This window comes from Robertmurraya korlensis (assembly GCF_023715225.1).
In the GTDB taxonomy this organism is placed as follows: Bacteria; Bacillota; Bacilli; order Bacillales; family Cytobacillaceae; genus Robertmurraya_A.
Genome location: NZ_JAMBNS010000005.1, coordinates 17,062 through 41,674, shown reverse-complemented (window position 1 = coordinate 41,674; position 24,613 = coordinate 17,062). Strand labels below are relative to the sequence as shown.

At 37.5% G+C, this 24,613-nt stretch carries 26 protein-coding genes; 1 reads left to right on the top strand and 25 read right to left on the bottom strand.

Annotated elements, in window-relative coordinates; genetic code table 11:
• Positions 1 to 13: 13 nt before the first annotated feature.
• The 18 genes from M3175_RS10620 to M3175_RS10535 all read right to left on the bottom strand — a co-directional run bounded on the left by M3175_RS10620 (position 14) and on the right by M3175_RS10535 (position 17,899).
• Positions 14 to 547, bottom strand: coding sequence for a GNAT family N-acetyltransferase (locus M3175_RS10620; protein WP_251518734.1), 534 nt, complete (start codon positions 545 to 547; stop codon positions 14 to 16).
• Between the two features lie 20 nt (positions 548 to 567).
• Positions 568 to 1,572 carry an LLM class flavin-dependent oxidoreductase gene (locus M3175_RS10615; RefSeq protein WP_251518732.1) on the bottom strand — a complete coding sequence of 335 codons (1,005 nt, stop codon included), beginning with the start codon at positions 1,570 to 1,572 and terminating at the stop codon, positions 568 to 570.
• A gap of 121 nt (positions 1,573 to 1,693) precedes the next feature.
• The gene (locus tag M3175_RS10610) at positions 1,694 to 2,605 is read right to left on the bottom strand and encodes a LysR family transcriptional regulator (protein ID WP_251518730.1); all 912 of its coding nucleotides are present in this window, start codon (positions 2,603 to 2,605) and stop codon (positions 1,694 to 1,696) included.
• A gap of 98 nt (positions 2,606 to 2,703) precedes the next feature.
• Positions 2,704 to 3,834, bottom strand: coding sequence for an FMNH2-dependent alkanesulfonate monooxygenase (gene ssuD / locus M3175_RS10605; protein ID WP_251518728.1), 1,131 nt, complete (start codon positions 3,832 to 3,834; stop codon positions 2,704 to 2,706).
• 85 nt (positions 3,835 to 3,919) lie between these two features.
• Positions 3,920 to 4,774, bottom strand: a complete 855-nt coding sequence (locus tag M3175_RS10600; protein ID WP_371321682.1) for an ABC transporter permease — start codon at positions 4,772 to 4,774, stop codon at positions 3,920 to 3,922.
• 30 nt (positions 4,775 to 4,804) lie between these two features.
• The gene (locus M3175_RS10595) at positions 4,805 to 5,572 is read right to left on the bottom strand and encodes an ABC transporter ATP-binding protein (RefSeq protein WP_251518726.1); all 768 of its coding nucleotides are present in this window, start codon (positions 5,570 to 5,572) and stop codon (positions 4,805 to 4,807) included.
• Positions 5,573 to 5,597: 25 nt separating this feature from the next.
• Positions 5,598 to 6,803: a threonine synthase gene (locus M3175_RS10590; protein WP_251518724.1), complete on the bottom strand. Its 1,206-nt coding sequence runs from the start codon at positions 6,801 to 6,803 to the stop codon at positions 5,598 to 5,600.
• Positions 6,804 to 6,835: 32 nt separating this feature from the next.
• Positions 6,836 to 7,861, bottom strand: a complete 1,026-nt coding sequence (locus tag M3175_RS10585) for an aliphatic sulfonate ABC transporter substrate-binding protein (RefSeq protein ID WP_251518722.1) — start codon at positions 7,859 to 7,861, stop codon at positions 6,836 to 6,838.
• Between the two features lie 126 nt (positions 7,862 to 7,987).
• A complete protein-coding gene (locus M3175_RS10580; RefSeq protein ID WP_251518720.1) occupies positions 7,988 to 8,170 on the bottom strand; it encodes a YezD family protein in 183 nt (60 codons plus the stop codon).
• A 283-nt stretch (positions 8,171 to 8,453) separates the two neighbouring features.
• The gene (gene ssuE, locus M3175_RS10575; protein ID WP_251518718.1) at positions 8,454 to 8,975 is read right to left on the bottom strand and encodes an NADPH-dependent FMN reductase; all 522 of its coding nucleotides are present in this window, start codon (positions 8,973 to 8,975) and stop codon (positions 8,454 to 8,456) included.
• A gap of 39 nt (positions 8,976 to 9,014) precedes the next feature.
• Complete coding sequence (locus M3175_RS10570) at positions 9,015 to 9,287, bottom strand: glutaredoxin family protein (protein ID WP_251518716.1); 273 nt, start codon at positions 9,285 to 9,287, stop codon at positions 9,015 to 9,017.
• Between the two features lie 45 nt (positions 9,288 to 9,332).
• A complete protein-coding gene (locus tag M3175_RS10565; protein WP_251518714.1) occupies positions 9,333 to 10,391 on the bottom strand; it encodes an LLM class flavin-dependent oxidoreductase in 1,059 nt (352 codons plus the stop codon).
• A gap of 30 nt (positions 10,392 to 10,421) precedes the next feature.
• Positions 10,422 to 12,455 (bottom strand): ABC transporter ATP-binding protein, encoded by a 2,034-nt coding sequence (locus M3175_RS10560; RefSeq protein ID WP_251518712.1) that lies wholly within the window; start codon positions 12,453 to 12,455, stop codon positions 10,422 to 10,424.
• A gap of 12 nt (positions 12,456 to 12,467) precedes the next feature.
• Positions 12,468 to 13,358, bottom strand: a complete 891-nt coding sequence (locus M3175_RS10555) for an ABC transporter permease (protein WP_251518710.1) — start codon at positions 13,356 to 13,358, stop codon at positions 12,468 to 12,470.
• A gap of 14 nt (positions 13,359 to 13,372) precedes the next feature.
• Entirely contained in the window at positions 13,373 to 14,287 is a 915-nt protein-coding gene (locus tag M3175_RS10550) for an ABC transporter permease (protein ID WP_251519202.1), read from the bottom strand.
• Positions 14,288 to 14,323: 36 nt separating this feature from the next.
• Complete coding sequence (locus tag M3175_RS10545; protein ID WP_251518708.1) at positions 14,324 to 15,970, bottom strand: ABC transporter substrate-binding protein; 1,647 nt, start codon at positions 15,968 to 15,970, stop codon at positions 14,324 to 14,326.
• Positions 15,971 to 15,984: 14 nt separating this feature from the next.
• Complete coding sequence (locus tag M3175_RS10540) at positions 15,985 to 17,319, bottom strand: LLM class flavin-dependent oxidoreductase (protein WP_251518706.1); 1,335 nt, start codon at positions 17,317 to 17,319, stop codon at positions 15,985 to 15,987.
• A 211-nt stretch (positions 17,320 to 17,530) separates the two neighbouring features.
• On the bottom strand, positions 17,531 to 17,899 hold the full coding sequence (locus tag M3175_RS10535) for a hypothetical protein (protein ID WP_251518704.1): 369 nt from the start codon (positions 17,897 to 17,899) through the stop codon (positions 17,531 to 17,533).
• A 273-nt stretch (positions 17,900 to 18,172) separates the two neighbouring features.
• On the opposite strand from M3175_RS10535, the gene M3175_RS10530 reads away from it, so the two are divergent.
• Positions 18,173 to 19,162, top strand: a complete 990-nt coding sequence (locus M3175_RS10530) for a DUF4003 family protein (protein ID WP_251518702.1) — start codon at positions 18,173 to 18,175, stop codon at positions 19,160 to 19,162.
• A 118-nt stretch (positions 19,163 to 19,280) separates the two neighbouring features.
• On the opposite strand, the gene M3175_RS10525 is transcribed toward M3175_RS10530, so the two are convergent.
• From M3175_RS10525 to M3175_RS10495, 7 genes are all read right to left on the bottom strand, one after another.
• The gene (locus tag M3175_RS10525) at positions 19,281 to 20,102 is read right to left on the bottom strand and encodes a permease prefix domain 1-containing protein (protein WP_251518700.1); all 822 of its coding nucleotides are present in this window, start codon (positions 20,100 to 20,102) and stop codon (positions 19,281 to 19,283) included.
• Between the two features lies 1 nt (position 20,103).
• Positions 20,104 to 20,439, bottom strand: coding sequence for a PadR family transcriptional regulator (locus M3175_RS10520; RefSeq protein WP_251518698.1), 336 nt, complete (start codon positions 20,437 to 20,439; stop codon positions 20,104 to 20,106).
• Between the two features lie 157 nt (positions 20,440 to 20,596).
• On the bottom strand, positions 20,597 to 20,758 hold the full coding sequence (locus tag M3175_RS10515; RefSeq protein ID WP_251518696.1) for a hypothetical protein: 162 nt from the start codon (positions 20,756 to 20,758) through the stop codon (positions 20,597 to 20,599).
• Between the two features lie 458 nt (positions 20,759 to 21,216).
• Positions 21,217 to 21,387: a Fe3+ hydroxamate ABC transporter substrate-binding protein gene (locus tag M3175_RS10510; protein WP_251518695.1), complete on the bottom strand. Its 171-nt coding sequence runs from the start codon at positions 21,385 to 21,387 to the stop codon at positions 21,217 to 21,219.
• Between the two features lie 180 nt (positions 21,388 to 21,567).
• Positions 21,568 to 22,125 carry a pyridoxamine 5'-phosphate oxidase family protein gene (locus M3175_RS10505; RefSeq protein WP_251518693.1) on the bottom strand — a complete coding sequence of 186 codons (558 nt, stop codon included), beginning with the start codon at positions 22,123 to 22,125 and terminating at the stop codon, positions 21,568 to 21,570.
• Positions 22,126 to 22,174: 49 nt separating this feature from the next.
• A complete protein-coding gene (locus M3175_RS10500; protein WP_251518691.1) occupies positions 22,175 to 22,408 on the bottom strand; it encodes a cyclase in 234 nt (77 codons plus the stop codon).
• A gap of 119 nt (positions 22,409 to 22,527) precedes the next feature.
• Positions 22,528 to 24,612 (bottom strand): sensor domain-containing protein, encoded by a 2,085-nt coding sequence (locus M3175_RS10495; protein WP_251518689.1) that lies wholly within the window; start codon positions 24,610 to 24,612, stop codon positions 22,528 to 22,530.
• Position 24,613: the final 1 nt, after the last annotated feature.

Genomic DNA, 24,613 nt, shown 5'->3' with positions numbered 1-24,613 from the left:
AATTTATAATTCTTTATAAATCCAATCGGTAGCATTTTACTAAAATATCATGATTAAAGAATTCCTTTGATAGATCCCGTTTAAACCCAAGCCATTCATACAATTGAATGGCTTTATACATTTTGTCGCTGGAATGAAGATACAAATGATGGAACCTTTGTTCCTTTGCGTATTTGATGCTTGATTGTAGTAATGCTCGTGCTACTCCACGCCCTCTAGCCTTCGGATGAACACCTAATAAACGTATAATTGGTGAAAAAATCTCTAACTCTGGTTTCCCATACGCTTTTTCCGAGGATTGAAAAAGTTGCAATGTGCCAAGAACTTCCTTTCTACTTTTAGCAACTAATATTTTATCGACGTGAGGGTTATCAAAAGAGGTTTCGATGTTTGCTAAATACTCCTGCCATATAAGTGGATCCGAATACTCCTTTTCATATTGCTGATAGCTTTCTATTAAGACACGGCACGCAATTTCTTTGTCTTCTTCCTGAAGCTCTGACACGATGATCCAATCATTTTCTTGGTTTTTAGCAAGTGTAGACATGCTCCCCCTCCTCTTCTTGCTTATACATTTGATATGGAAACATCTAGTGGGCTTAGCAATTCAAAGGATTGAACACGCTCTTTTTCTTTTAGAATCGGTGTGTGTAAAATAAACTCATCGACATCATATTTTTGGTATAAATCATTTAACGCTTCTTTTACAAAAGAAGGAGTTCCTGCTATGATATCAGTCTCCTGCTCTTCAATTTCAAACAACTCCCCGGATTGATTACCAAATAACTCTGCTTGTTCTCTAGTACCCACCTTTACCGTTCGACCACTTTTTAAATGTACCAACACTAATTTCTTAAAGTTTTCAGCCAGTTGTTCTGCAATTTCTTTGGAAGGATGGGCAATGACAGCAACCCCTAGAATAAATCTTCCCGTCGGAAAAACACTTCGATATAATCTTGCGGCTTCTTCTAAGTCACTTGGATTACTATTAAAAAAGTTCCCATATACGAAGGAAGTTTCATAGGTAGCGGCTAGTTTTGCACTTTCTTTGCTTGCCCCTAGTAAGTACGTTTCTGGTGGTATACTCGGTAATGGCGTAGCTTTAATACCAGCTAATGAATGAGAATCTTCTACTATATTAGCAATCAACTTTTTCAATAAGGAAAACCGCTCATCAAAATCTTTTCCGTCGTTCAATGTTCCATACTGAAGAGCTCTTGTAGATAAAGGAAGACCACCAGGTGACTTTCCAATCCCTAAATCGACCCTTCCAGGTGCTAGATTAGAAAGTACATGAAAATTTTCTACCACCTTATATGGGCTATAATGCTGAAGCAATACTCCACCTGATCCAATACGTATGGTTTTTGTCTGGGCGAGTAAATGGGAGATTAGTACTTCTGGTGATGCACCCGCCAACTGATCTGTATGGTGATGTTCCGACACCCAGAATCGTTCGTACCCCCATTCTTCTGCGAGTTTTGCTAGCTTAATGGTTTCCTGTAATGCCTCAGAAGCTGTGGTATTTGGATAAATGGGACTTTGATCTAATATTCCAAGTTTATAACTCATATTTACCTCCTACTTTTCCGATTTGAATAGTCGGTTTATTTGTAAAATTATCCTACCATCGGTTATGGTCCAAATACAATACTCCTACTGATAGAAAGATTTATTGCATTCATTAGGAAATTTAATCAATTGAAGGAATGGGATTCTTTTGCTTTTCCTCGAAAATACTTGCGGAGTGAAGAATCTCCTCAAAGAGTAAAGGTGGAGTCACTTTATCATTACCATGCACTAAAAAGATGGATTGCTTCATATTCGAGAAATTCGCCACCTCAACCTCGATCAATTGACCTTGTTCAAGCTCCTTTTTTACACATAAATATGGTAAAAAACCAATGCCATCCCCGCTTAGAATTAAGGATTTCGCAGCTTCTAGATGATCCGCTTGAAATACAATATTGGGCTCTAATTGACTAACTTCAAAAATTTTACGGACTCGGTTCCAGTCAAAAGCCCCACACTCAAAAAATATTAAAGGTTCTAAAGCTACCTGTTGTACAGTTACTATTTTTTCAGATTCGAAGGAATGTCCTGGATAAGCAACCAAACGGACAGAATTATCTAATAATTCGTGCTTCTCTAGCCGGTTATGCTCTACTTCCTTCATCAAAACGAGATCCACCTGTTTTTGAAGCAGTTTTTCAGTTAGAGTATCATTTGAAGCAGAAATAAATTTAAAACGTAAATCAGGGTAGGCTTTTTTCCATAGAGGTAACGCAAATGGGATAAAGTATTGTGAGGTTATAATGTTTGCTCCTATGGTAATTTCCTCATAAGTGGAACCTTTATTTAACTGTTTTTTTGCCTGTTGAAAGGTACGAATCAAATGCTCCGCAAAAGGGAGAAACTCCTTTCCTTTATCCGTTAAAATTAGTCCTCTTCCTTGTCTTTCAAATAAGTCAACTTCAAGTTCCCGTTCGAGAGTCTTTATTCTTGCCGTCACCGTTGGTTGCGATAAGAATAATATATCTGCTGCTTTATGGATACTGCTAAAATGAACAACATAAATGAATGCCTCAATATGATCGATATTCACTTTTCCCACCTCCTTGAATGATAGTAAATAGAAAAGCTCCCCAACGACAAAACGTTCAGGAGCTTTTGGTTGACCAATCAGCTATATGATTACATTTATTATTTTCTCGTGGTTGTGAAATGAGTATTGGCAATAATCTCTCCATGAATAGGCTTTTGTTTTGCTTTATAGTTTTCAGTAGTAATCGGTAACAGAGGAAAAAGTAAATCGGCCACTTGATAGGCTTCCTCTAAATGCGGATATCCAGATAATATAAAGGTTTCAATGCCTAGATCAGCATATTCCTGTATGCGATCGGCTACCTGTTGTGGATTACCAACTAACGCAGTTCCTGCTCCTCCTCTAACTAATCCAATTCCAGCCCATAAATTCGGACTAATTTCAAGTTCTTTTCTTCCTTTTGTTCGTAACTGGACCATGCGTTTTTGACCAACTGAATCCATTTTCGAAAATGCTTGTTGTGCGGCTTCAATGGTTTCTTCATCCACATACTGAATCAAACGCTCAGCTGCGTCCCATGCCTCACTTTCGGTTTCTCTAACAATGACATGCAATCGAATTCCAAAACGAACACTTCTTCCTTGTTGTTCAGCTAAAGCACGGACTTCTTTAATTTTCTCAGCTACCTGCGCAGGAGGTTCCCCCCAAGTTAAATATACATCTGTATGTTCTGCAGCCACGGCCTGCCCAGCAGGAGAAGAACCACCAAAATAAATAGGAGGAGAAGGTTGTTGTACGGGTGGGAATAATAATTCTCCACCTTTTATTTTTTGGTATTTCCCATTGTAATCTACCTTTTCTCCGTTCATTAATGATCGATAAATGTCTAAGAACTCACTTGTTTCTTCATATCTTTCATCATGATTTAGAAACACTCCATCCCCAGCCAATTCAGTGGGGTTGCCCCCTGCTACCACGTTTATTAATACTCGACCATTGGACACACGGTCTAGGGTTGATGTCATCCTTGCCGCTACTGCAGGTGTCATCAGTCCAGGTCTCACTGCCACAAGGTACTTTAAATGGACCGTTTCAGGCACTAAGGAAGCGGCAAGTATCCATGGATCTTCGCATGTTTTACCAGTGGGAATTAAAACTCCTGAATACCCAAGATTGTCAGCTGCCTGTGCTATTTGTTTAAAATACGAATAGTCGGTTACACGAGCTCCTGTTTTTGTTCCTAAATATCTTCCATCACCTTGTGTGGGAATAAACCAAAATATCTCCATTTTATAGTCCTCCAATTTTAAAAAATCACTTATTTGAAAACATTAATTGTTGTATACTTATTTGATTACTCGGATTTAAAACAATTTATTTTTCTTCTCCTGTGAAATGATCACGCCATTTTAACAGTCTCGCCTCTAGTTGACGAACGAATGAGTCCGTTAATTTACCAACTATCGCAAATATGATAATTCCGACAAACACCACTTCTGTTTGTGAAAACTGTCTCGCATCCATAATCATATAACCAATGCCTTCACTCGATCCCATGATTTCTGCTACGACTAACCCTAGCCAAGCTACCCCAAGGGATAATCGAATCCCAAGTAAAATATTAGGCATGGCTGCTGGAAGAATCAATTTCCTTACCAGATTAAACCTATTAAACTCTAATATTCGAGCGACCTCATAAAGCTTTGAATCGACACCACGGATTCCTAGAAAGGCATTTACATAGATTGGGAAAAACGCTCCTTTAGCAATTAGTAGAATTTTGGAGAGTTCTCCAAACCCAAACCATAATATAAATAATGGAGCTACTGCTAAATGGGGAACCGTACGTAACATTTGTAGTGTCGGATCAACCACTTCTTCCGTTCTACTTGAAAAGCCAGTTATAATTCCAAATAGTAACCCTAACCCTGCACCTAAAAGAAATCCTATTCCTGCACGCCAAACACTAATTTCTAAGTGTCCCCCTAACTCCCCCGATGCAATTAACTCTACAAATGAATAAAAAATAGTCATTGGGGTCGGTAAAATGGTGCTTGAGACTATACCTAAAGTGCCAATTATTTGCCAAACTGTTAGAATAACAGCAGGTAATATCATACCTTTTACGATTATAGATCCATGCTTCCAAAGCACATTAAAATGTTTCTTATTGTCCTTCTTACGATTGTTTATAAAGACATTACTAAGACCAGCAATTGTTTTATTCATAAAATCCCAATTCCTCCTTCCGTAGTGGTATCAGATTCCGGAACCACCAACAAAATGCAGCTCTTCTGTTTTTTCAAATTCAGCAAGAACTAATTGTCTGACCTGCTGGAAAGATACACTTGCTTTTTTTCGAGGAAAGGGCAAGTTCACAGGAATCACTTTGCTCACTTTCCCAGGCCTTGGTGTCATGATTACCACGCGATTAGCAAGATAGACGGATTCATCTATATCATGAGTAACCAAAATCATGGTTGTTCCTTTTTCCTTCCAAATATCTAGTAACACATCTTGAAGATGAGTTCTTGTGAAGGCGTCCAATGCACCAAAAGGTTCATCAAGAAGCAGCACGTCGGGGTCTCTCAATAAAGCTCTAGCAATCGCGGCCCTTTGTAGCATTCCACCCGACAATTCACGTGGATATGCTTTTTCAAAACCCTTTAATCGGACAATCTCTATTAACTCCCTTACTTTGTTCTGTACATCAGGGTCTTTTAATGACAAATTGGCTGCAATATTTTTTTCAACGGTTAACCACGGAAACAATCGATGTTCTTGAAAAATAAAGCCTTGTTTAATACTCGGACCGGTTAACACTTGTTCTTCAATGCTTACTCTGCCTTTAAATTGAAGGTCGAGGCCAGCAATAATTTTTAGAAGTGTACTTTTCCCACAACCACTTGGACCGATAATCGTTACAAATTCACCTTTATCAATCTTTAAATTCACATCACTTAACGCGACAATTTCTTGATTTGTTTTATAAAACGATTTATTAACAGATTCAATTAAAACGCTCAATTTTTCCACCTACCTATGATTTATGTCAATGTTCACTGGGTTCAAGAATGGTTAGAGGTTCTTCGGAAATTAAGTCTGCATATTTTATTCCTAAGCCTGTATTCAGACAAATCACCTTCTCATCTCCTCCAATCCAACCTTCTTCCCTTAGTTTTTTAGCAGCAACAAACGTGGCTGCACCTTCTGGGCAGATAAATGCCCCTTCAAGGGTAGCTATTTCTCTTTGTAAGGACTGAATATTCTCCTCTGAGACCGATATAGCACACCCATTAGATTCATAGATCGCCTCCAAAACAAGAAAATCACCAATCGCTTTCGGAACATTGATTCCAAACGCATTTGTTTTAGAATCTTCCCAAAAAGTCGACTCCATTTTATTTTCCTGCCAGGCTTTTACAATTGGTGAACAACCTTCTGCTTGAACGGCGACTAGTCTAGGCATGGAGCCTTCAATCCAGCCTAACTCATATAATTCCTGCAATGCTTTATAGATACCTATCAATCCTACTCCTCCACCTGTCGGATATAGAATGACGTCGGGAGTTTGCCAGTTTAATTGTTCTAACAGCTCCAATCCCATTGTTTTTTTACCTTCTATTCGATACGGCTCTTTCAGGGTAGAAGCATCATAATATCCTTTTTCTTCGACAAGGTTCTTTACAATCTTTCCAGCATCGCTGATTAATCCATTTACTAAAATCACGTCGGCACCTGCAAAAACACTTTCCTTTCTGGTGACAAGTGGTGCATCTAACGGCATGACGATGGTTGTTTCTATTCCTGCCTTTGTGGCATACATGGCCCATGCAGCTCCTGCATTCCCATTCGTCGGCATCGCTAGCTTTTGGATTCCCAATTCTTTTGCCTTTGAGATTCCGACCGCTGCCCCTCTAGCCTTAAAAGAACCTGTAGGGATGATTCCCTCGTCTTTCATATAAAGATGAGATAAGTCCAATCGTTCACCTAATTTTTCTAGGTGGAGGAGAGGGGTCATTCCCTCTCCTTGTGTGACGATATTTTTTTCTTCTTTAATCGGTAACAACTCATGGTATCTCCATAAACTGTTGGTTCGACTTCCTAACTTGTCTCGATCCCAGTTCTTTTTTAATTTGTGTAAATCGTATTTAATTAAAAGAGGTGATCCGCAAGAGCATAATTGCTGGATTTCTTCTATAGAATAGGTAGTCTTACACTTCGGACAACTTGCATGGGTTGCGTAACTATATGTCATAACTTCCTCCAACTGTTCTACAAGTAAGTTTTTTATTTATAATCTTTTAGTACGTTTTCAATATAAGAGTTGTCTACCACCTCTGATGCATCAAAGGTCTTTTTAATTCCACCTAAATCGTAAAGAAGTTTGGTTGTTTTCTGCTGCTCTTCTACAACTTCCTCAGTGATTGGTGTATTGCTAGGTTGTGAGTTTTCCAACACTTGACGAATGACCTCTTGATCCGTATCTTTAAGCTCCGCGTATAATTCAATGGCTTCTTCAAGATTTTCATTTTGCCATCTTGTTGCTTTCTCTGTTACCTTCAAGTAAAGCTCAACTAACTCTGGATGCTCTTCTGCAAATTTGGTACGAACAATTTGAAAGCCAGGACTTGATGTATTTACATCTACCCCATTAGCAAGCACCTTTGCTCCATTTTTCACGACTTGAATTGATTGGAACGGTTCCCAAATGACCCATGCATCGACAGATCCTGTTTCAAAAGCCGGCTGTGCCTCATCTGGTTGTAGTTGAATGATTTCTACATCTTCCGGATTAATTTCATTTGCTTCAAGCGCTCGGTATAGAAGTCCATAGGAGCTGCTTCCTTTTGCTACTGCCACCTTTTTACCTTTTAAATCCTTTACACTTTTTATTGGGCTGTCTTTTGGAATAAGAATGGCATCCCCTTTTTCACCTGAACTCGCTAGTGCGATTTCTTTAAAAGGAATATCCGCTGCTTGACCTACTAAAACAGGGATATTTCCCACTCGACCAAAATCCAATCGATCTGTCGCTATGGCTTCAAAATAAGCTGGACCACTTTGAAATTCTACCCAATTTACTTTTGCCCCTGCTTTTTCAAACTCCTCTTCAAACCAACCTTTTTCTTTTGCTGCTAAAATAGGCCAAATACTTTGTTGGATTCCAATGTTTACTTCAATGGGCTGTTTTTCTTCCTTTTCTGAAGAAGCTTCTTTAGATGCATTGGTTGAGCTTTCGCTAGAGCAAGCGACTAAAAAAGCACCTACGAAAGCAATTAGACTTAGAACGAAAAACCATTTTATTTTTTTCATTTTTCATTTCCTCCTGAGAATATTTATCGTGTTAAGTATGTAAAAAATACAGAAAGGCCCCGTTTATCCGATTCGTATCGGTTTAAACAGGGCCTTCAGTGGTCTGATCGGCAGTATATTTTCAATCTATTGCTCCCTTAATGTGGTTTGTTGTTTTTTCACTAATGGAAGTCGATGTTTTTCTACCTTTTCGATTTGAGTAACTTGCGAATCATGAACCGATATTTGAACGGTTCCATATTCCAAACTTTCTAAGATCGTTTTGATTTTCTCAATAACATGCTGATCAATTCGTCTTGTTGAAGCCATTTTAATCCTCCTTTCCCATTGTTGAGTAACCGAGTCAACATTCAAACACATTCACTCCAATAGAATACTAGGTTACTGAATTTTTTATTTCCCCCCTTTTTATTAATTAGGAACTTATTTCCTTATTCTTTTCTGTTTCTTTACTATAATCCAATTATACCTACCTGTAAACTAGGAATTTAAAAAAATTAAAAAAAATTTTTGGATTAGTTAAAAATGACTGCAAAAACAGTTCCTCCTGAAAGTGCTCAGGAGGAATGGGGAGAAGCATTTTTTTAACTAGCTACTGTAGTTCTGTTTCTCTAAGTGAAGTTTCTAATCGATTTTTTGCTTCAGTATCCAATTCGTACTGATTATTTTCCAATTTCTTTATTTGATGGTCTAAAATATATACTCCTTTTAGAAAATGGGTTGCCCCTAAGGCACTTAGCACCGGCTTAAGAGAATAATCAATCGCCAATAAATGTCCGAACGTTCCACCTAGTGTTATGGGTAAAATCGTTTTTCCCTCTAACCCATTTTGCGGTAGAAGATCCAGATAGGTTTTTAAAACACCTGAGAAGGATGCTTTATAGATGGGAGTAAGAACGACCACAATCTTTGATTGTTCCACTTTTTTATTTGCGTTTATTATTTCTTCACTGCTAAAATTCGCATAAATTAAATCTTCTGGTGGTAGGTTGCGAACATGAATGAGTTCTGGAGTAAAGCCACCTTGTTGAAAATAGTCTAACACCTCTTGTAATACTCCATTTAGTCTTGTATATTCTGAGGGACTTCCCGAAATAATTGTTACTTTGCTCATTTTCTTACTCCTTTCATTTTTAACTACTTATTCTTCACTTTACCTTATGCTCGTATTATATTTCTCTAGTACCCTTTCTAAATGTTCAATTCCTACTTTTGTTACCCCCTCATATACTTCGTTTTGGCCAACTTCAACTACTGGTACATGACGAACACCATATTTTACTTCTAAAATAGCACGGCGCTCATCATGATGTGTGACATCAATCGTTTCGTACTTAATTCCTTTACCTTCTAAAAAATTCTTAACTTCTCCACAATAGTGGCAACCTTCTTTAGACCAAACCACAACCGAAAGTTCTTTTGACATTTTTAATTCCTCCTAATATATTTTGACTTTATTAAAGTTAATTTTTTATAGAACCATGGATTGTTCTGTTTTTCCCCAAATCGTACTAGGAATTTCTTGTCGTAGCACGGGAATAACTTCAGAGGCAAATCTCTCAAGCTGTTCTTTCTGTTCTTCTTTGCTTAACCCTTCCACACTAATACTTTGTACTTGATGGCCGAATGCCTGATGGTACTTTATGATTTTCTCTATTACTTGATCCGCACTTCCTACTAAAGCAGAACCATTTTGGATATGATCTTCTAGATCTTTAAAAGGTGATAGATTAAATTTAGATGCATCCGTGCCCATAGAAACATCATAATAAGGGCGAAAGCGTTTAATGGCTTCCTCAGTTGTATTGGCCAAGTATAATCCCCTTGCACCCGCACCAACCAAAGCATGGGTTGAATCATAGCCATAATACTCTAGTCGTTCTCGGTAATGATCGATTAATTCTTTATACTTAGCCATAGGGTGAAACGTATTAGAAGAAAATATCGGTTCTCCATTCCTTGCTGCAAGTTCAGTTGATAAGGGACTTGATGCACTTCCATGCCATATTGGAATTTGTTTTTGATATGGCCTTGGATGGGTAGTAACATTCGTTAATAATGAACGATATTTTCCCTCCCAAGAGACATTTTCATCTCTCCACAATCTTTTTAAAAGATCATATCGCTCAGCTAGCGACTCCCACTGTTCTTCTTCTTTTATTCCAAATAACGGATAATGACGAGGATCGTTCCCTTTTCCAATCATCATCTCTAATCTTCCATTAGAAAGATGATCTAGCAAAGCATAGTCTTCCGCGACACGCACAGGATCAAGTACACTTAAAACAGAAACTGTTGGCATTAACCGAATACTGGTTGTTCTAGCAGCGATTGCTGTTAGTATTACAGCTGGTGAAGATGACAAAAACGGGGCCCCATGCCGCTCACCAACCCCAAATCCATCATAGCCTAGTGATTCTGCAAGTAAAGCCTGATCAATTACTTGTTGAATTCTTTGCTGTTCCGTTAAAACCTCTCCTGTCACACCGTTTGGGTGATTTGAGATTAAATCAAATAGGACAAATTTCAATATAAAGTACCTCCATTCCCTTTTTGTTACCTACTCATTTGGTTCATGACAGGCAACCCAATGCCCCTTATAAATCTCTCTAAAAATGGGCTGTTCCTCTCGACAACGCGCCGTTGCTGCTGGACAGCGGGTATGAAATCTACACCCAGTTGGCGGGTTGGCCGGAGAAGGGATTTCCCCGTGAATCGTTATTCTTTCTCTTGAACGAGTTGGTTCAGCAATGGGAATCGATGAAATTAACCCCTTTGTATAATGATGGGCGGGGTGAAGGAATAATTCTTCACTTTCTGCTAGTTCTACTAGCTGCCCTAAATACATAACACCAATTCGATTGGATATATGCCGAACGATATTTAACCCATGGGCAATAAATAGATAAGTTAATTCCTTCTGTCTCTGTAATTCTTGTAGTAAATTTACAATTTGTGCCTGTACAGAAACATCTAATGCAGAAACGGCTTCATCAGCTAGGACAAACTGAGGATTCAAGGCAATGGCCCTTGCAATGGCAATTCGCTGTCGTTGTCCTCCTGAAAATTCATGTGGAAAGCGATGATAATCACTTGTATTTAAACCCACCACATGTAAGAGCTCCTGTATTCTTTCTTGCATTTCTTTCTTTCCTAAGGCTGATTCATGAACGTTAAGAGGTTCAGCGATAATGTCTCCAACCTTCCAACGTGGATTAACAGAACCATACGGATCTTGATAGATCACTTGCATGTCTTTCCGTTTTTCCCTTAAATCTTTTGGATGAAGCTGTGACAAATCTTGTCCCTGAAAAATCACTTTTCCCCCACTTAACTTTTCTAACTGTAAAAGAACCCTACCCAATGTGGATTTCCCACTTCCCGATTCACCCACCAGCCCAAATGTTTCCCCTTTTTTAATCGTAAATGAAACCTGATCTACTGCTTTTATATAGTTCTGATTTCTCGAAAAGCCTCGTTTACCAATTGGATAATGCTTACTTAACTCTTCAATCGTAAATAGAGTGTCACGAGATTGGATGGAATCGATTAGATCTAGTTGTCTTTGAACAGGTAATTCTTCTTTCACTAGCACTGCTGCTTCTTTTTGAAGATGTTTCCCTACTATTTCCTCTGCATACCAGCATGCGGTCTGTCGGTTATTGATCGTTAATAGTGGAGGTGCTTCATGAACGCAGCGTTCCGATGCGTATGGACAGCGTGGATGAAACTCACATCCTGATGGTAAATCAGATAAAGACGGAATGGATCCCTTAATGGAATAGAGTGGTTGATTCCTATCACTATCCAATGTGGTTATTGATTGCAATAATCCATAAGTGTAGGGATGATAGGGCAATTGAAATAATTCCTCAACACTCGAATTTTCTACAATTCTCCCCGCATACATCACGATGATTCGATCAGCCATTTCTGCAGCAACACCCATGTCATGAGTGATAAGTAGAATGGACATTCCCATTTCTTCTTTTAATTCCTGAAGTAATTGCAATATTTGTGCTTGAATAGTAACATCAAGGGCTGTTGTCGGTTCATCGGCAATCAGGAGATCTGGGTCACAAGCAAGGGCCATGGCAATCATCGCACGCTGCAACATCCCCCCGGATAATTCATTTGGATATTGTTTTAAACGGAGCTCCGCATCAGATATACCTACTCTTTTTAGTAAATAAAATGCTTTCTCTTTTGCTTCTGCTCTACTTGATTGTGTATGCTGATGTATGGTTTCAATAATCTGACTTCCAACGGTAAAAACAGGATCAAAAGCAGACATAGGCTCTTGAAAGATCATGGCTATTTTTTTCCCTCTAATCGACCGCAGAGTTTTATTTGTCAGCTTGGTTAGGTCCATCCCTTCCAGTTCAATGCTTCCATTCGTTATTTTGCCGTTTTCATAGTCTATAAGTCTCATAATTGCTTTAGAGGTTACCGTTTTTCCACTACCAGATTCACCAACAATACAAATCGTTTCACCAGCTTGAATATCCAAGGTGATATCCCTAAGTGCAATTAGATCGCCTTCTTTTCTAGTAAAATCAACTTTTAATTGCTTGATTTCAAGTAATTTCCCCATACACTCCCTCCTTTACCTCATTCGACTTGTTTTTGGATCAAAGGTATCTCGAAGCTTATCACCAATAATATTTATTGATAGAACAAAAAGCGTGATTGCCAAACCAGGGAAAGTGGACATCCACCAACCAACGACTAGATACCCTCTTCCTTGAGAGAGGAGTGCACCCCAATCTGGAACTTCTTTAATAACCCCAAGACCTAAGAAGCTCAATCCCGAACCAATTAGGATTGAAGTTCCAAGCCCAATCGTACCCATTACTAAAAGAGGAGACCAAGAATTCGGGAGGATATGCCAAACAAATACCTTCCAGCTATGTGTCCCAATGGATCTGGAGGCATCCACAAATTGTCGTTTCTTTATGCTTAATATTTGTCCTCGCATCACACGTGCGTATCCTGGGATGGATGAGGCAGCAACGGCCAATACAATATTCATTAAACTAGGACCAAGGGCAGCAGCTATGGCTAGTGCCAGAAGTATGCCGGGGATGGTCATCAAAATTTCGATCACCCTCATAAGGAAATGATCAATGTAACCTCCAATATAACCAGAGACAGCACCAATACCGCCACCTATCAAACTTCCGATTAGAACGGAAGTGATACCAATAATAAGAGAATCACGACTTCCGTAAATAACTAAACTAAACACATCTCTTCCAAAATAATCGGTCCCAAACCAATGCTTACTGCTTGGTTCACTTAAAATGGATTCTGTATTCATATAGGTTGGAGAATATGGCGCAATCCATTTGGGGATTAGCGCACTTGCGATAATAAACAGAACAAGAACAATAGCCACCAATAAAAAAATGTTAGAAAAAGAGATATTTTTTTTCCGTTTTGACAAAGTCCATTTTGGAACCCGCAGCACAGTTTCTTCATTTACTATTTCCTTCATGTTATCTCCCTCCTTTAATGAGATCTCCGTACCCTCGGATCAATGATGGAATAGGACAGGTCAACTAAAAGATTGACTATGACATATACAACAGCACTAAAGAACACAACCCCCTGTATCACCGGCAAGTCTTTAGCCATAATGGCATCTGCCACAATCCTCCCGATCCCCTGTCTAGAAAAAACGGTCTCAATTACAACAGTACCGGCCATTAGTTCGCCAATGTTCAGTCCGATGATAGTAATAGCAGGAATCATTGCATTTCGAAGGGCATGTCGATACATTACCATCCTTTCTGTAAGTCCCTTTGCACGAAGAGTAACAATAAATGGTTCATTAATCACTTCTAGCATGCTGGTCCGTACCATTCGAATAATTAATCCTGCACCTACAAATCCAAGAGAAAGAGTGGGTAGCACAAGTGTTTGCCACCCTTCCGACCCCATAGCAGGAAACCAATTAAAATAGACTGAGAAAATAAGGATTAATAATATACCTGACCAAAAGGTTGGCATGGATATACCAAATAAACCAATGAATCTTGATAAAACATCTATCCACCGATTTTGAAATATGGCAGATAATACTCCCAACGTTACTCCTATCACTACAGCTAACGCCGAGCTGGTAAGGGTTAATGCTAGCGTCGCAGGCAAGTGTTCTAAGATTTTGGGTAGAACTTGCTCACTATTGACAATCGATTGACCAAAATTACCTTTAAGAACATTCGTAAAATACTCGACAAATTGGACATAAACGGGTTGATCAAGCCCCAATTCCTTGCGTAAATTTGCAACCATTTCAGGAGTAGCAGTAGAGGGATCTAGCATAGAAAGAACCGGATCCCCTGGAAGCAAATAAATAATGAAAAAAACAAGGACGAGGGAGCCAAAAATGGATACAACTGCATTTGAGATTTTTACAATCATCTTGTTTACAAGCGTCACATGATCAGCTCCATTTTACTAATTAATATTTACGTCATTAAACAGTGGGTACCCTAGGGCATCAAACTTAATTCCATTAACGGTTTTAGAAGCTGCAACCGTATATGGGAAAACATAAATCGGGATAATCCATGCTTCATCAATGATTTTCTGCTGAACTTTTTTGTAAATTTCGATTCGTTTTGCTGGATCCAGTTCTACAGTTCCTTCCTCTAACCATTGATCAATTTCAGGATCAGAGCCGCCACCCAGCCTTTTAACCAATGCTTCTTCCTCAGGAGTAGTCGTATGGTAGAAAGCACGTAATGCATTTGGATCCGAATTTACTTGGCTGTTCCCATATAAATCGTAATCAGCTTTCTGTTGAACCACTGAAGCAATATCTTTTGTAATATTGATCTCTACTTTAATTCCGACCTTCTTTAATTGTTGTTGAATAATTACCGCAATATCGTTTCTCTTTTCTCGGTTTGGCGTTCCATCTACATAATTCAGGATCAGTTTCTTTCCGTCTTTTTCACGAATTCCGTCTTCCCCTTTTACATAACCAAGCTCATCAAGAAACTGATTTGCTTTCTCTAAATCAGGTTTGTTCTTATTCTCAAGAGATTCATCGTAACCTAATATCCCTGGAGTCAGTGGAGACCACGCTCGAGAGTATGTTTCTAAGTAAAGAGTTTTTACTATTGCATCCACATCAACAGCCAATTGTACGGCTTTTCGGGCTTTTACATCATTCCATGGCTCTTTTCTTTGGTTAAAAAAGAGCGTATAAGGTAAACCAATGGTGTTCACTTGTAGCAATTGTTGGTTGGGATCATTATTTAACGAAACAATATTCTGTGGTGGTACGGTCTCAGCAGCAAGTACCTGACCACTTTGTACACTACCAATCCGAGTGGCTTCCTCTGGGATGATTTTAAATGTGATTTTATCAAGATATGGCACTACCTTGTTTTCTACATTGGATGGGCCCCAATGATACTCTTCATTCTTTTCCACAACAATATCTGCGTTCTCGGTCCAACTAACAAATTTAAATGGTCCAGTACCTACAGGATTTTTTACAAATTGATCTCCATATTTTTCTGCAGCCGTAGGTGAGACAATCCCAAGCATCGCTTGGCTTAAATTACTTAAAAAGGCTGATGACGGGGTTGCTAGGTTGATTTTGATAGTAAATTCATCAATCACTTCAGAAGATTCATAGGGTTTTAGAAGTGCCACCGCATTTTTCGCTTGCGTTTTTGGATCAATGATTCGATCAAAGCTATACTTTACCGCTTCTGCATTAAAAGGGGTTCCATCATGAAACGTAACGTCTTCTCGAAGTTTAAATGTATAGCTTTTTGCATCTTCAGAAACAGTCCACTCTGTAGCAAGCCATGGTTGGATGGAATTATCTGATCCCTGAACGACTAAACTATCAAATATGGTTCGGAAGGCTCGAACAGCAACTGCTAAACCGCTTCGATGCGGATCAAGAGAATCGGGAGATGTGGCAAGGGCATACGTAAGCTCTCCACCTTCCTTAGGTTGTACCTCTTCCTTTTTGGTGGTTCCTTCTGAAGACGGTTTTGTCGTCGTACTACTTGCGCAACCAGATAGTAAAAGTGCTGACGCTAATGTGATAGTAAGTAGTTTTTTCCATTTTATTAGTTTCAAATGAATCGCCCCCATTATTGAATGACCGTTTTTTTCACATATCGATTTTCTGGGTATGGAAGTCCAAGATTACCTCTTAATGTTTCAGCTTCATACTCTGTTCTAAAAAGGCCACGTTCTTGAAGAATTGGAACAACATTCTCAATAAAGTCTGTTAGATTACTTGGAAGATTTGCATGTAGAATAAATCCATCCGCTGCTCCTCCTTCAAACCATGCTTGAATCAAATCCGCTACCTTCTCCGGTGTACCAATAAATGGTGTACGTGGGGTTGCCGATCTAAGCGCCACTTGTCTCAAGGTAAGATTTTGTTCTCTCGCTTCTTTTTTAATACGATCTGTACCACTTTTGAAGCTGTTCGATCCTAAGTCTCCAAGTTCTGGAAATGGTTCATCGAGCGGGTATTGTGAAAAGTCATGATGTTCAAAAAAGCGACCCAAATAATTTAGTGCCTGTTCAATACTTACTAAATTAGCAATCTCTTGGTACTTCTGTTCCGCTTCTTCTTCTGTCTTTCCAACGATTGGCTCAATCCCAGGAAGAATGAGAATTTCATTTGGATTTCTACCAAAGGCAGCCGCTCGATCTTTAACATCTCTATAGAAATTCTGAGCTTCCCCAAGATTTGGATGACCCGTAAATACAGCATCTGCTTCTCTCGCTGCTAAATCTTTTCCAGCATCAGATGAACCCGCTTGGAAAATAATCGGTCGCCCTTGCTTGGATCGCTCAATATTAAGTGGTCCTTGGACGGAGAAAAATTCTCCTCTATGGTTTAATGTGTGTAATTTTTCAGGATCAAAGAAAACCCCCGTTTCCTTATCACGAATAAATGCATCATCTTCCCATGAGTCCCACAATCCTTTAGCTACCTTTAAATACTCAGAAGCAATTCGGTATCTTTTGGCATGATCCGGATGTTCTTCTATCTTTTTGCTATAGTTTAAGGCGGTTTTCTCCAATGGGGAGGTAACCACATTCCAGCCGGCGCGACCATTACTAATATGGTCCAACGACGAGAATTGTCTGGCGATGGTGAACGGTTCACTATACGAAGTAGACACAGTTCCTGCCAACCCTATTTTCGAAGTAACAGCTGCAAGGGCAGAAAGTATGGTGAGTGGTTCAAATCGATTTAAAAAATGCGGCAGTGATTTTTCGTTAATATGCAAGCCATCTGCAATAAACACAAAGTCAAATTTTGCTTTTTCTGACTCTTGAGCTTGCTTTTTATAAAAATCAACATTCACGCTCGCATTTGTTAAAACCTCTGGATGCCTCCAAGCAGCAATGTTTCCACCAACACCATGAATAATTGTTCCCAACTTTAATTGTCTATTTTTAGACATTTTAATTCCTCCCTTTTCCCTATCTATATTTTATTAATTACATTGGAATACTCGGAATTATAATTCGCCAACTTCACCTCCAATCTTTTTTCTGAGTAAATGGATTAGAATGCAATGTTTTAACTATGTTGAAATCATCCTATCACTGAGCATGTGGTTCCACAATACGGTAGCTGATTGAAATAAATTCGTTATTCATTATAAAAATCTATCAAACAAAATCATTTTTCAAGGGAATGACCTTGCTTTTTCCACTGTCACGAATAAATTCATTCAGTTTTTTTATCAGTCCCCCATGACCAAATCGAATATATGGAATTGACTCTTGTTTTTGTGACTCTTCTTTAACAAATTCTAAAAAGGCCAAAATCTGTATTCTGCGATTCTGTATATTGATGATTCCATAGTCGTAGAACCATTGATCAATCGCATTATACACGCCTCTGTTTATGCGATATTGTCGATTACACCAATGAAAAAACGGTAAATCTGGTAAATTAAGATAAGTACTTGTTTCAAAGGAATATGGCTTATGGGATTCCGGGAATTGACCTACAGAAACCGTATTTTTTGTTTGCATTTTTTCATCCTCCATAACCAAGAATACACACCTGAATAATCGGAATTAAAGCACTACTTTACCCTGTTAACACTGTACGATGATTACTTGTTATTTGTTGAGGTTAATCCTACCATTGAGAAGAACCCCGAGGCAATACGTTTACTGATAGAAAAATTTATTGTATACATTAAGAATTTTTATTAATGGCGTTTTTTAATTACTTATCCAAAAATGAAACCTTTTTAGAAACGTAGCGTACTACAATTACCAGCTTTTTAGGAGAGATGCAAAATGAGGAACACTTTACAGGATAAAGTTAATGAGTATGCTAACATCTATGAGCAACTCTATAAGTCCCTTAAATGGAAGGTATCGGATACACGGACGTTAATGTTGGTAGCTTCTATGTATGTAGTGAACCAAAAGCCGTTTGATCTTCAAAGATTTGAAGAGATTAGCAATGGAATTAAGAAGGATGTGGGGATGTTTTCTACCTTAAATTCACCTCACCGCTTTACATATGCAGCTATGCTGGATATACGGTTTGAGAATCCAATGGATAATTTTATTGAATTATTGAAGATTTATGATCAGTTAATAGACTCAAAGTTTAGCCGGGAAACATTTACTTATCTTTGTGCTTATCTTTTTTTAGCAGATGATACAATCGGTGACTTACAGGCGCGAATCAAACGGAGTATGACCTTCTACAAAGGAATGAAATCGAATCACTTTTTCCTTACCTCTTCTAGTGACTATCCGTTAGCTGTTTTATTAGCAAAAGAAGAAGGATCCGTTGATGAGTTGTTGGAAAAGATGGAGTATTTTTACGAAAATTTAGCTCAGAATGGGTTTTCAAAAGGCAATGATCTTCAATTTTTAAGTCATATCCTATCTCTCCATTCAAGTGATAAGACCATAGTAACTGAGCGTTGCACCATCCTTTTGGATGAATTCAAGAGACGTGGAGACATCAAGCTGAGAAAAATGCATTACCCAGTATTGGGGTTACTTTCTTTTCTTGAAAACGGAGTTCAAGAGCTCGACCGAATAAAGGAAATCAATACTCTACTAAATCAGAATAAGCGATTCAAATGGAACAAAGATATTAATTTAATCTTAGCCATCAATTTTCTGATGAGTGAAAAGATAGACAATTCTAGCCTAATTGGTACAAATATGTATACCATTATAGAATCGATTATTCAGGCACAGCAAGCAGTCATGGTTGCTACGGTGACTAGTACAGCAGTTGCTTCAAGCTCAAGTGGCGGTGAATGATGGTGTCAAAAGCATGGCCACAGAACCTATATTTTTAAATAAAAGAGCGTGATTTCGTATGAGGAATCACGCTCTTTTGACATATGTCTCACACTAAGTAAACAACAACACTTCTTCCTTATACGTTAATTTCTTTCGTTCTTTTACCTACCAAAAAATATCCTACATAACCAACCCAATTGAAAAAGGCAAATACCAGAATCCAACCGATAGTTAATCTTTTGTTATGATATGCATTGACCGTTGCCCAAATGGTAAACAAAGTCCAATAAATGGCCATTCCGGCAAACAATATAATAGTCATCAAACTACCAATATGCCTGGTTTCCATATTGACATACCATTCCGAATCTCCGTTACCATAAGGGAAAAAATCAGCTTGAAGCCATGTAGGATTCCACACTTTTTGTTCATATCGGTAATCGGGCTTCGCATCTCTTACATAATCAAATACCAAATTGGGGTTATCAACATTTCTTACATTATACAATTCAACCTTCGAGATCTGGTCAGTACCTTTAATCAATCGATTGATTTCTAGTTTCATATCTTCAGTAATTTGATTTGTATTATGTAACATATCAAAGATTTGTGTGGCTACAATAGAGTTCTCATTAGCATTTTCTTCTTCAATGGACCATATAATCCCAACCGCAGTTGCCGTAAATATTAGCACAGCTACTGCAAGATAAAGGACCCATTTAGCAAATGTTTTTTGTGCCTGAAATAATTGAGATACAACTGAACGCATCTCTTGTTCTCCACCGAAACGCTGAATGGCAAGTTCAATCGCATATTGTTCTGATTTTCCTTGTGATTTCAATTCGTGTACGGCTTCCAAAAGGTGACTTTTCATTTCTGCTTTTAATTCTTGAATTTCATTTCTGTTCCCAACAACATGTTGATAAACCGAGTTTACAAAGACATCGATTTGTTTCATTTTACTCTCCCCCTTCTACAAATGAATCAATGATTTTTTTAACAAAACGCCATTCGGAACGCTTTTCTTCAAAGCCTTCTTTTCCTAAAGGCAATAATTTATAGTATTTTCTTCTCCCCCCTGGTCCCTGTTCATCACCCCAGTATGAAGAAATCCACTCGTTTTTTTCTAATCGTTTTAACGATAAGTACAGTGTACCTTCTTTTAATTCAAATTGATCTTCACTCTTCTCACGAACACATTTTGCTAATTCGTAGCCGTACATATCTCTCTTATCTAAAAGGGACAAGATCAACGTATCAATATGCCCTTTTAGCACTTCTTTATTTATTTCCAATTTTGTCCACCTCCCCTAAGATATTTATATAACACATTACTCTATAATGCAAGGTATTAATTTATTTAAATACTAAATATCCCCTTGGACTGTACTTTGATTTTTTTACCAACTCAAACAAGCCCTTTCCAGAAAGAAAAGGGAAAAAATTGTGGGATTAATAGAATTTGTTATTTTTTGCGATCATTTTGCTAAAGCCCACCAGACATAGTGCTCCGACCCCTTTTAGGATGCAATTCATGATGATTGAGTGATCAACTGTTGTACCTATTAGTAAGCCACCAAATAATAATAGGAAAAAACCAATTATGATTTTCATAATTTCTCCTTAATAATAAGAGATAAATTAGATTCATATTATGTATTTTTTTGCCATTATCGAACCTACCAAGGATATTATTACAGCTAACATGGGAATGTAAAAGCTTCTCCCCGTAAAGGTAACTGTGATGTATCCCAAGATAGGGAGAAAGATTAGTATTAATAACAAAACAAAAATAGATTGACGGACATTTAATTTCGTTAAATTCAGAATGACCACCACCATTGACTTTTGTTCAAGTAGAAACCGTATTGTTAACTTAATGAATTTAGTAGAACTTTTCCCCAATATAGAAAGCTCATAATTAAGAACACAATGACAAATATGGTAAGTAATTTTGGGAGTTTCCCAAAAAAATAAATTAGACCAATGCCAATGACGATAAGTACGATTGAAAAAAGGAAGATGCTCATTTTCTCACCTCTTACCAGTTATAATATTCTGTAGTTGATTGATTAAGGTTTCTTATTGTAGCAATCTTCACAAATTAATTGTCCTTCATAATTTAAAAATGCCGTTATCTCGGTCATCCCTTTTCTCTCTGGATACCGCATTTTTACATAAACCACTTCATTTCCTTTTATATCCTTACTACATTGTGAGCATTGAGGTTTTACTTTGAACATACCTTCCCCTCCTAAAATTTTGCTATATTGAATTTTACGAACTACTATGTAAAAAGTTCCATATTTCGATTAGAAGACTGATAACTTTTTGGGTATCCTCTTATCAATTTTCTCATTTTTTCTCTATTTTAAAGGAAAAAAACTGATCTAAATAGACCAGTTCCAGATTAAACTATAATATTAGATAAACTTATCCCCAATGGGTGTAACTATTCCGTCCATACTTATAGAATTTTTCTCTTTTCGATATTCGTCTAATTCTTGCTCGCTTTTATTGGCAGCCCACTGTTGAAGTGTATTCCTTTCTCCATTGTATGAATAAAATGGTACACTAAAACCACATGACGTTTTTACCGTTTCAATCTTTGCTTGAATGATTTGCCGAGAACCAGGAAGGATGTCAAAGTGCTTAGCCATGTCATTCCATTCTGGTGAGTCTGGTAATATTACCCTTCCTCTTCCATAAAGACGTAAAATCATCGGGGCACCTTCAAAAGCTACGAACATTATTGTTATTCTACCGTTATCTATTAAATGGGCACTTGTTTCGTTTCCACTACCAGTTAAATCTAAATAGGCGACCTCATTCGGAGAAATTATTCTTAGTACATCATGACCTTTTGGGGAAATGTTAACATGTCCGTCTGCTGATAATGGAGCTGATCCAACAAAGAAAATCCTCTGTTTCCTTATAAATTCTTTATGTTTTGGAAGTATTGAAGAATAAACTGTTGCCATAATAAACTCCTCCTCTCCTCACAAAATCCAAAATATGTTTTCCTTAAAGTTATTGCACGGATTCCTCATCAGATGGATTTCGTTTATGTTTTTCGTTAATTATTTTTTTGTTAAGTATCTTTACTTGACCAACCATCAGCAACCTCATATCCTCGACGATATACTTAGCTAACTCTTCGTCAGAAATGTTATCTCCTTTAATATCTAGACGAAATTCCTGGCCTTGTATTCCACCGCCATTTGTAAACTCGATTTCAAAGTCGAATTGAACTCTTTTATCCATTTCGAATCCACCTTAAATTCGTTTTAGTTGTTCATAAAATATATATTCTAGGTGAATGAAATAATCCACTAAAAAAAACCATCTCAAGCAATGATCCCCATAGGTTGAAATAGTTTATTTTAAAAAGAACCATTTATCCTTAAAATTTCGTTGAAATCTAATGGTTTGCTAAATAGATATCCTTGAATTTGATAACATCCAAGTTCTTTTAGAAAACACAGTTGTCTTTCTTCTTCAACGCCTTCCGCAATAACTTTTATCCCCAAAGTTTTAGTTAACGCGATAATAGCCTTTATAACGGCTTCTTTCTCCTTCTTTCTTCCTATATCTTTAATAAAAGACTGATCTATTTTTAATACTTGGATATTGGTTCTAGTTAGGTAGCTAAGTGATGAATATCCTGTTCCAAAGTCATCCAGAAAAAAACTAATGCCTAACTTATTAATATCATTTAATTTTTCTAACGATGTTTCTATGTCTTTCATCGCTACACTTTCAGTGATTTCAAGTTTTAAATAACGAGGTTCAATACGGGTTTCTTCTAATATCTCTTTAAGGTAAGGGATAAAATGCTCATGCTCAAATTGTTTTGCTGATACATTAACAGAAATATAGTGGGATGTATAACCCTTTGCTTGAAGTTCCTTAAGTTGAATGCATGCCGTTTTAAGAACCCATTTTCCAATGTCAATAATAAAACCTGACTCTTCTGCTATAGATATAAATTCAGTAGGTGAAACTTTTCCTAATATTTCACTTTCCCAACGAAGTAGTGCCTCAAAACCTATAGATCTTCCCAAACGTACATCTATAATTGGTTGATATTTTAAACTTAGTTCTTGTTTTTTAATTGCTCTTCGAAGGGATTGCTCAATTAAGACTTTTCTTTCTAGGACTTGATTCATTCTATCATGAAAAAATTGAATACCACTTCTGCCATTCTCTTTAGCTGCATACATGGCCTGATCCGCTTTCTTCATTAATTCATTGGGATATTTAGCGTGGTCTGGGTAAACAGAAATACCTATGCTTGTCGATACATGGTATTCATTCCCTTTTAATATAAGAGGTGCAACTATTTTTGTTTGTATTTCTTGAGCGATTGCTTGAGCATTATTAATACTGTCATCATTAACAAGTAAAATCGCAAACTCATCGCCCCCATGACGCGAAACAATATCATCATCACTTATGCATGCTTTGATACGTTTTGCAATTGTTTTTAGAAGTTTATCACCTTCGCCATGCCCCAATGTATCATTTATCCACTTAAAACGATCCAGATCTAGATACAAAAGATATAACTTTTTCCTTTCTTTCTTTGCTTTTTTCAAGCAAGCTATAAAACATTTATGAAACATTCTTCTATTAGGTAGACCCGTAAGATTATCATGGTAGGCCATATATTCTAATTGTTGTTCGGCGATTTTATGTTGGGAGATATCACTAACAATGCCATCATAACGGACTAGATTGCCTAAGCTGTCATATACGGGGAACACTTTACTTGCTACCCATTTAATTTTTTTATCCTTTGTAATAATTCGATACTCATATTCAACAATATTTGTATTTGTCAGGCTATCCTTTTCTATTTTTCTTATAAGGGCTCGATCCTCAGGATGTATCATAGTTTTCCATATTCCCGGATCTTTAGTGAATTCCTCTATACTATAGCCATATATATCATAACAAGCAGGTGAAATTTGTAGCATATTATTGTTTTTAACATCAATTGACCAAAAACAGACATCCATTCGTTCAAAAATGTTTTGCAGCTGCTCCCTTAAATTCTTTTCCACCTCAAGAATTCTCTTATTTTCTGTGATGTCTTGTGCTACTCCTATAACACCCCAAATCTTGTTGGCTACTATAATAGGTGCAGATGTAACATGTAATGCGACCGTATCTCTATTTTTTTTCACTAATGTAACCTCAAATTGACATTCCTTAATACGCCCCTTCAAGATTCCTTGAAAAATTTTATTTGTTTCGGCTATATCTTCTTCAATTAAAATATCAGCAAACTGTTTTTGATACAGTTCAGTTTCGGTATACCCTGATAATTTTGCAGCATGTTTATTTACAAGGATAAAATTCCCTTTAGTGTCAATAACATAACTTGTCTCAGGATTGTTTTCAAATAGAGATTGATAAACCTCAAATAACGGAAAAGGTGTTAAACCTAAATATGGAGAACCCATT

What these genes read in the sequence shown, in the direction of transcription:
- M3175_RS10530 (WP_251518702.1), top strand. Translation starts at nt 18,173, where the DNA reads ATGAGGAACACTTTACAGGATAAAGTTAATGAGTATGCTAACATCTAT.
- M3175_RS10555 (WP_251518710.1), bottom strand. Translation starts at nt 13,358, where the DNA reads ATGAAGGAAATAGTAAATGAAGAAACTGTGCTGCGGGTTCCAAAATGG.
- ssuE (WP_251518718.1), bottom strand. Translation starts at nt 8,975, where the DNA reads ATGAGCAAAGTAACAATTATTTCGGGAAGTCCCTCAGAATATACAAGA.
- M3175_RS10550 (WP_251519202.1), bottom strand. Translation starts at nt 14,287, where the DNA reads ATGATTGTAAAAATCTCAAATGCAGTTGTATCCATTTTTGGCTCCCTC.
- M3175_RS10570 (WP_251518716.1), bottom strand. Translation starts at nt 9,287, where the DNA reads ATGTCAAAAGAACTTTCGGTTGTGGTTTGGTCTAAAGAAGGTTGCCAC.
- M3175_RS10580 (WP_251518720.1), bottom strand. Translation starts at nt 8,170, where the DNA reads ATGGCTTCAACAAGACGAATTGATCAGCATGTTATTGAGAAAATCAAA.
- M3175_RS10615 (WP_251518732.1), bottom strand. Translation starts at nt 1,572, where the DNA reads ATGAGTTATAAACTTGGAATATTAGATCAAAGTCCCATTTATCCAAAT.
- M3175_RS10510 (WP_251518695.1), bottom strand. Translation starts at nt 21,387, where the DNA reads ATGTTCAAAGTAAAACCTCAATGCTCACAATGTAGTAAGGATATAAAA.
- M3175_RS10620 (WP_251518734.1), bottom strand. Translation starts at nt 547, where the DNA reads ATGTCTACACTTGCTAAAAACCAAGAAAATGATTGGATCATCGTGTCA.
- M3175_RS10535 (WP_251518704.1), bottom strand. Translation starts at nt 17,899, where the DNA reads ATGCAAACAAAAAATACGGTTTCTGTAGGTCAATTCCCGGAATCCCAT.
- M3175_RS10525 (WP_251518700.1), bottom strand. Translation starts at nt 20,102, where the DNA reads ATGAAACAAATCGATGTCTTTGTAAACTCGGTTTATCAACATGTTGTT.
- M3175_RS10585 (WP_251518722.1), bottom strand. Translation starts at nt 7,861, where the DNA reads ATGAAAAAAATAAAATGGTTTTTCGTTCTAAGTCTAATTGCTTTCGTA.
- M3175_RS10495 (WP_251518689.1), bottom strand. Translation starts at nt 24,612, where the DNA reads ATGGGTTCTCCATATTTAGGTTTAACACCTTTTCCGTTATTTGAGGTT.
- M3175_RS10500 (WP_251518691.1), bottom strand. Translation starts at nt 22,408, where the DNA reads ATGGATAAAAGAGTTCAATTCGACTTTGAAATCGAGTTTACAAATGGC.
- M3175_RS10590 (WP_251518724.1), bottom strand. Translation starts at nt 6,803, where the DNA reads ATGACATATAGTTACGCAACCCATGCAAGTTGTCCGAAGTGTAAGACT.
- M3175_RS10505 (WP_251518693.1), bottom strand. Translation starts at nt 22,125, where the DNA reads ATGGCAACAGTTTATTCTTCAATACTTCCAAAACATAAAGAATTTATA.
- M3175_RS10515 (WP_251518696.1), bottom strand. Translation starts at nt 20,758, where the DNA reads ATGAAAATCATAATTGGTTTTTTCCTATTATTATTTGGTGGCTTACTA.
- M3175_RS10600 (WP_371321682.1), bottom strand. Translation starts at nt 4,774, where the DNA reads ATGAATAAAACAATTGCTGGTCTTAGTAATGTCTTTATAAACAATCGT.
- M3175_RS10560 (WP_251518712.1), bottom strand. Translation starts at nt 12,455, where the DNA reads ATGGGGAAATTACTTGAAATCAAGCAATTAAAAGTTGATTTTACTAGA.
- ssuD (WP_251518728.1), bottom strand. Translation starts at nt 3,834, where the DNA reads ATGGAGATATTTTGGTTTATTCCCACACAAGGTGATGGAAGATATTTA.
- M3175_RS10540 (WP_251518706.1), bottom strand. Translation starts at nt 17,319, where the DNA reads ATGTCTAAAAATAGACAATTAAAGTTGGGAACAATTATTCATGGTGTT.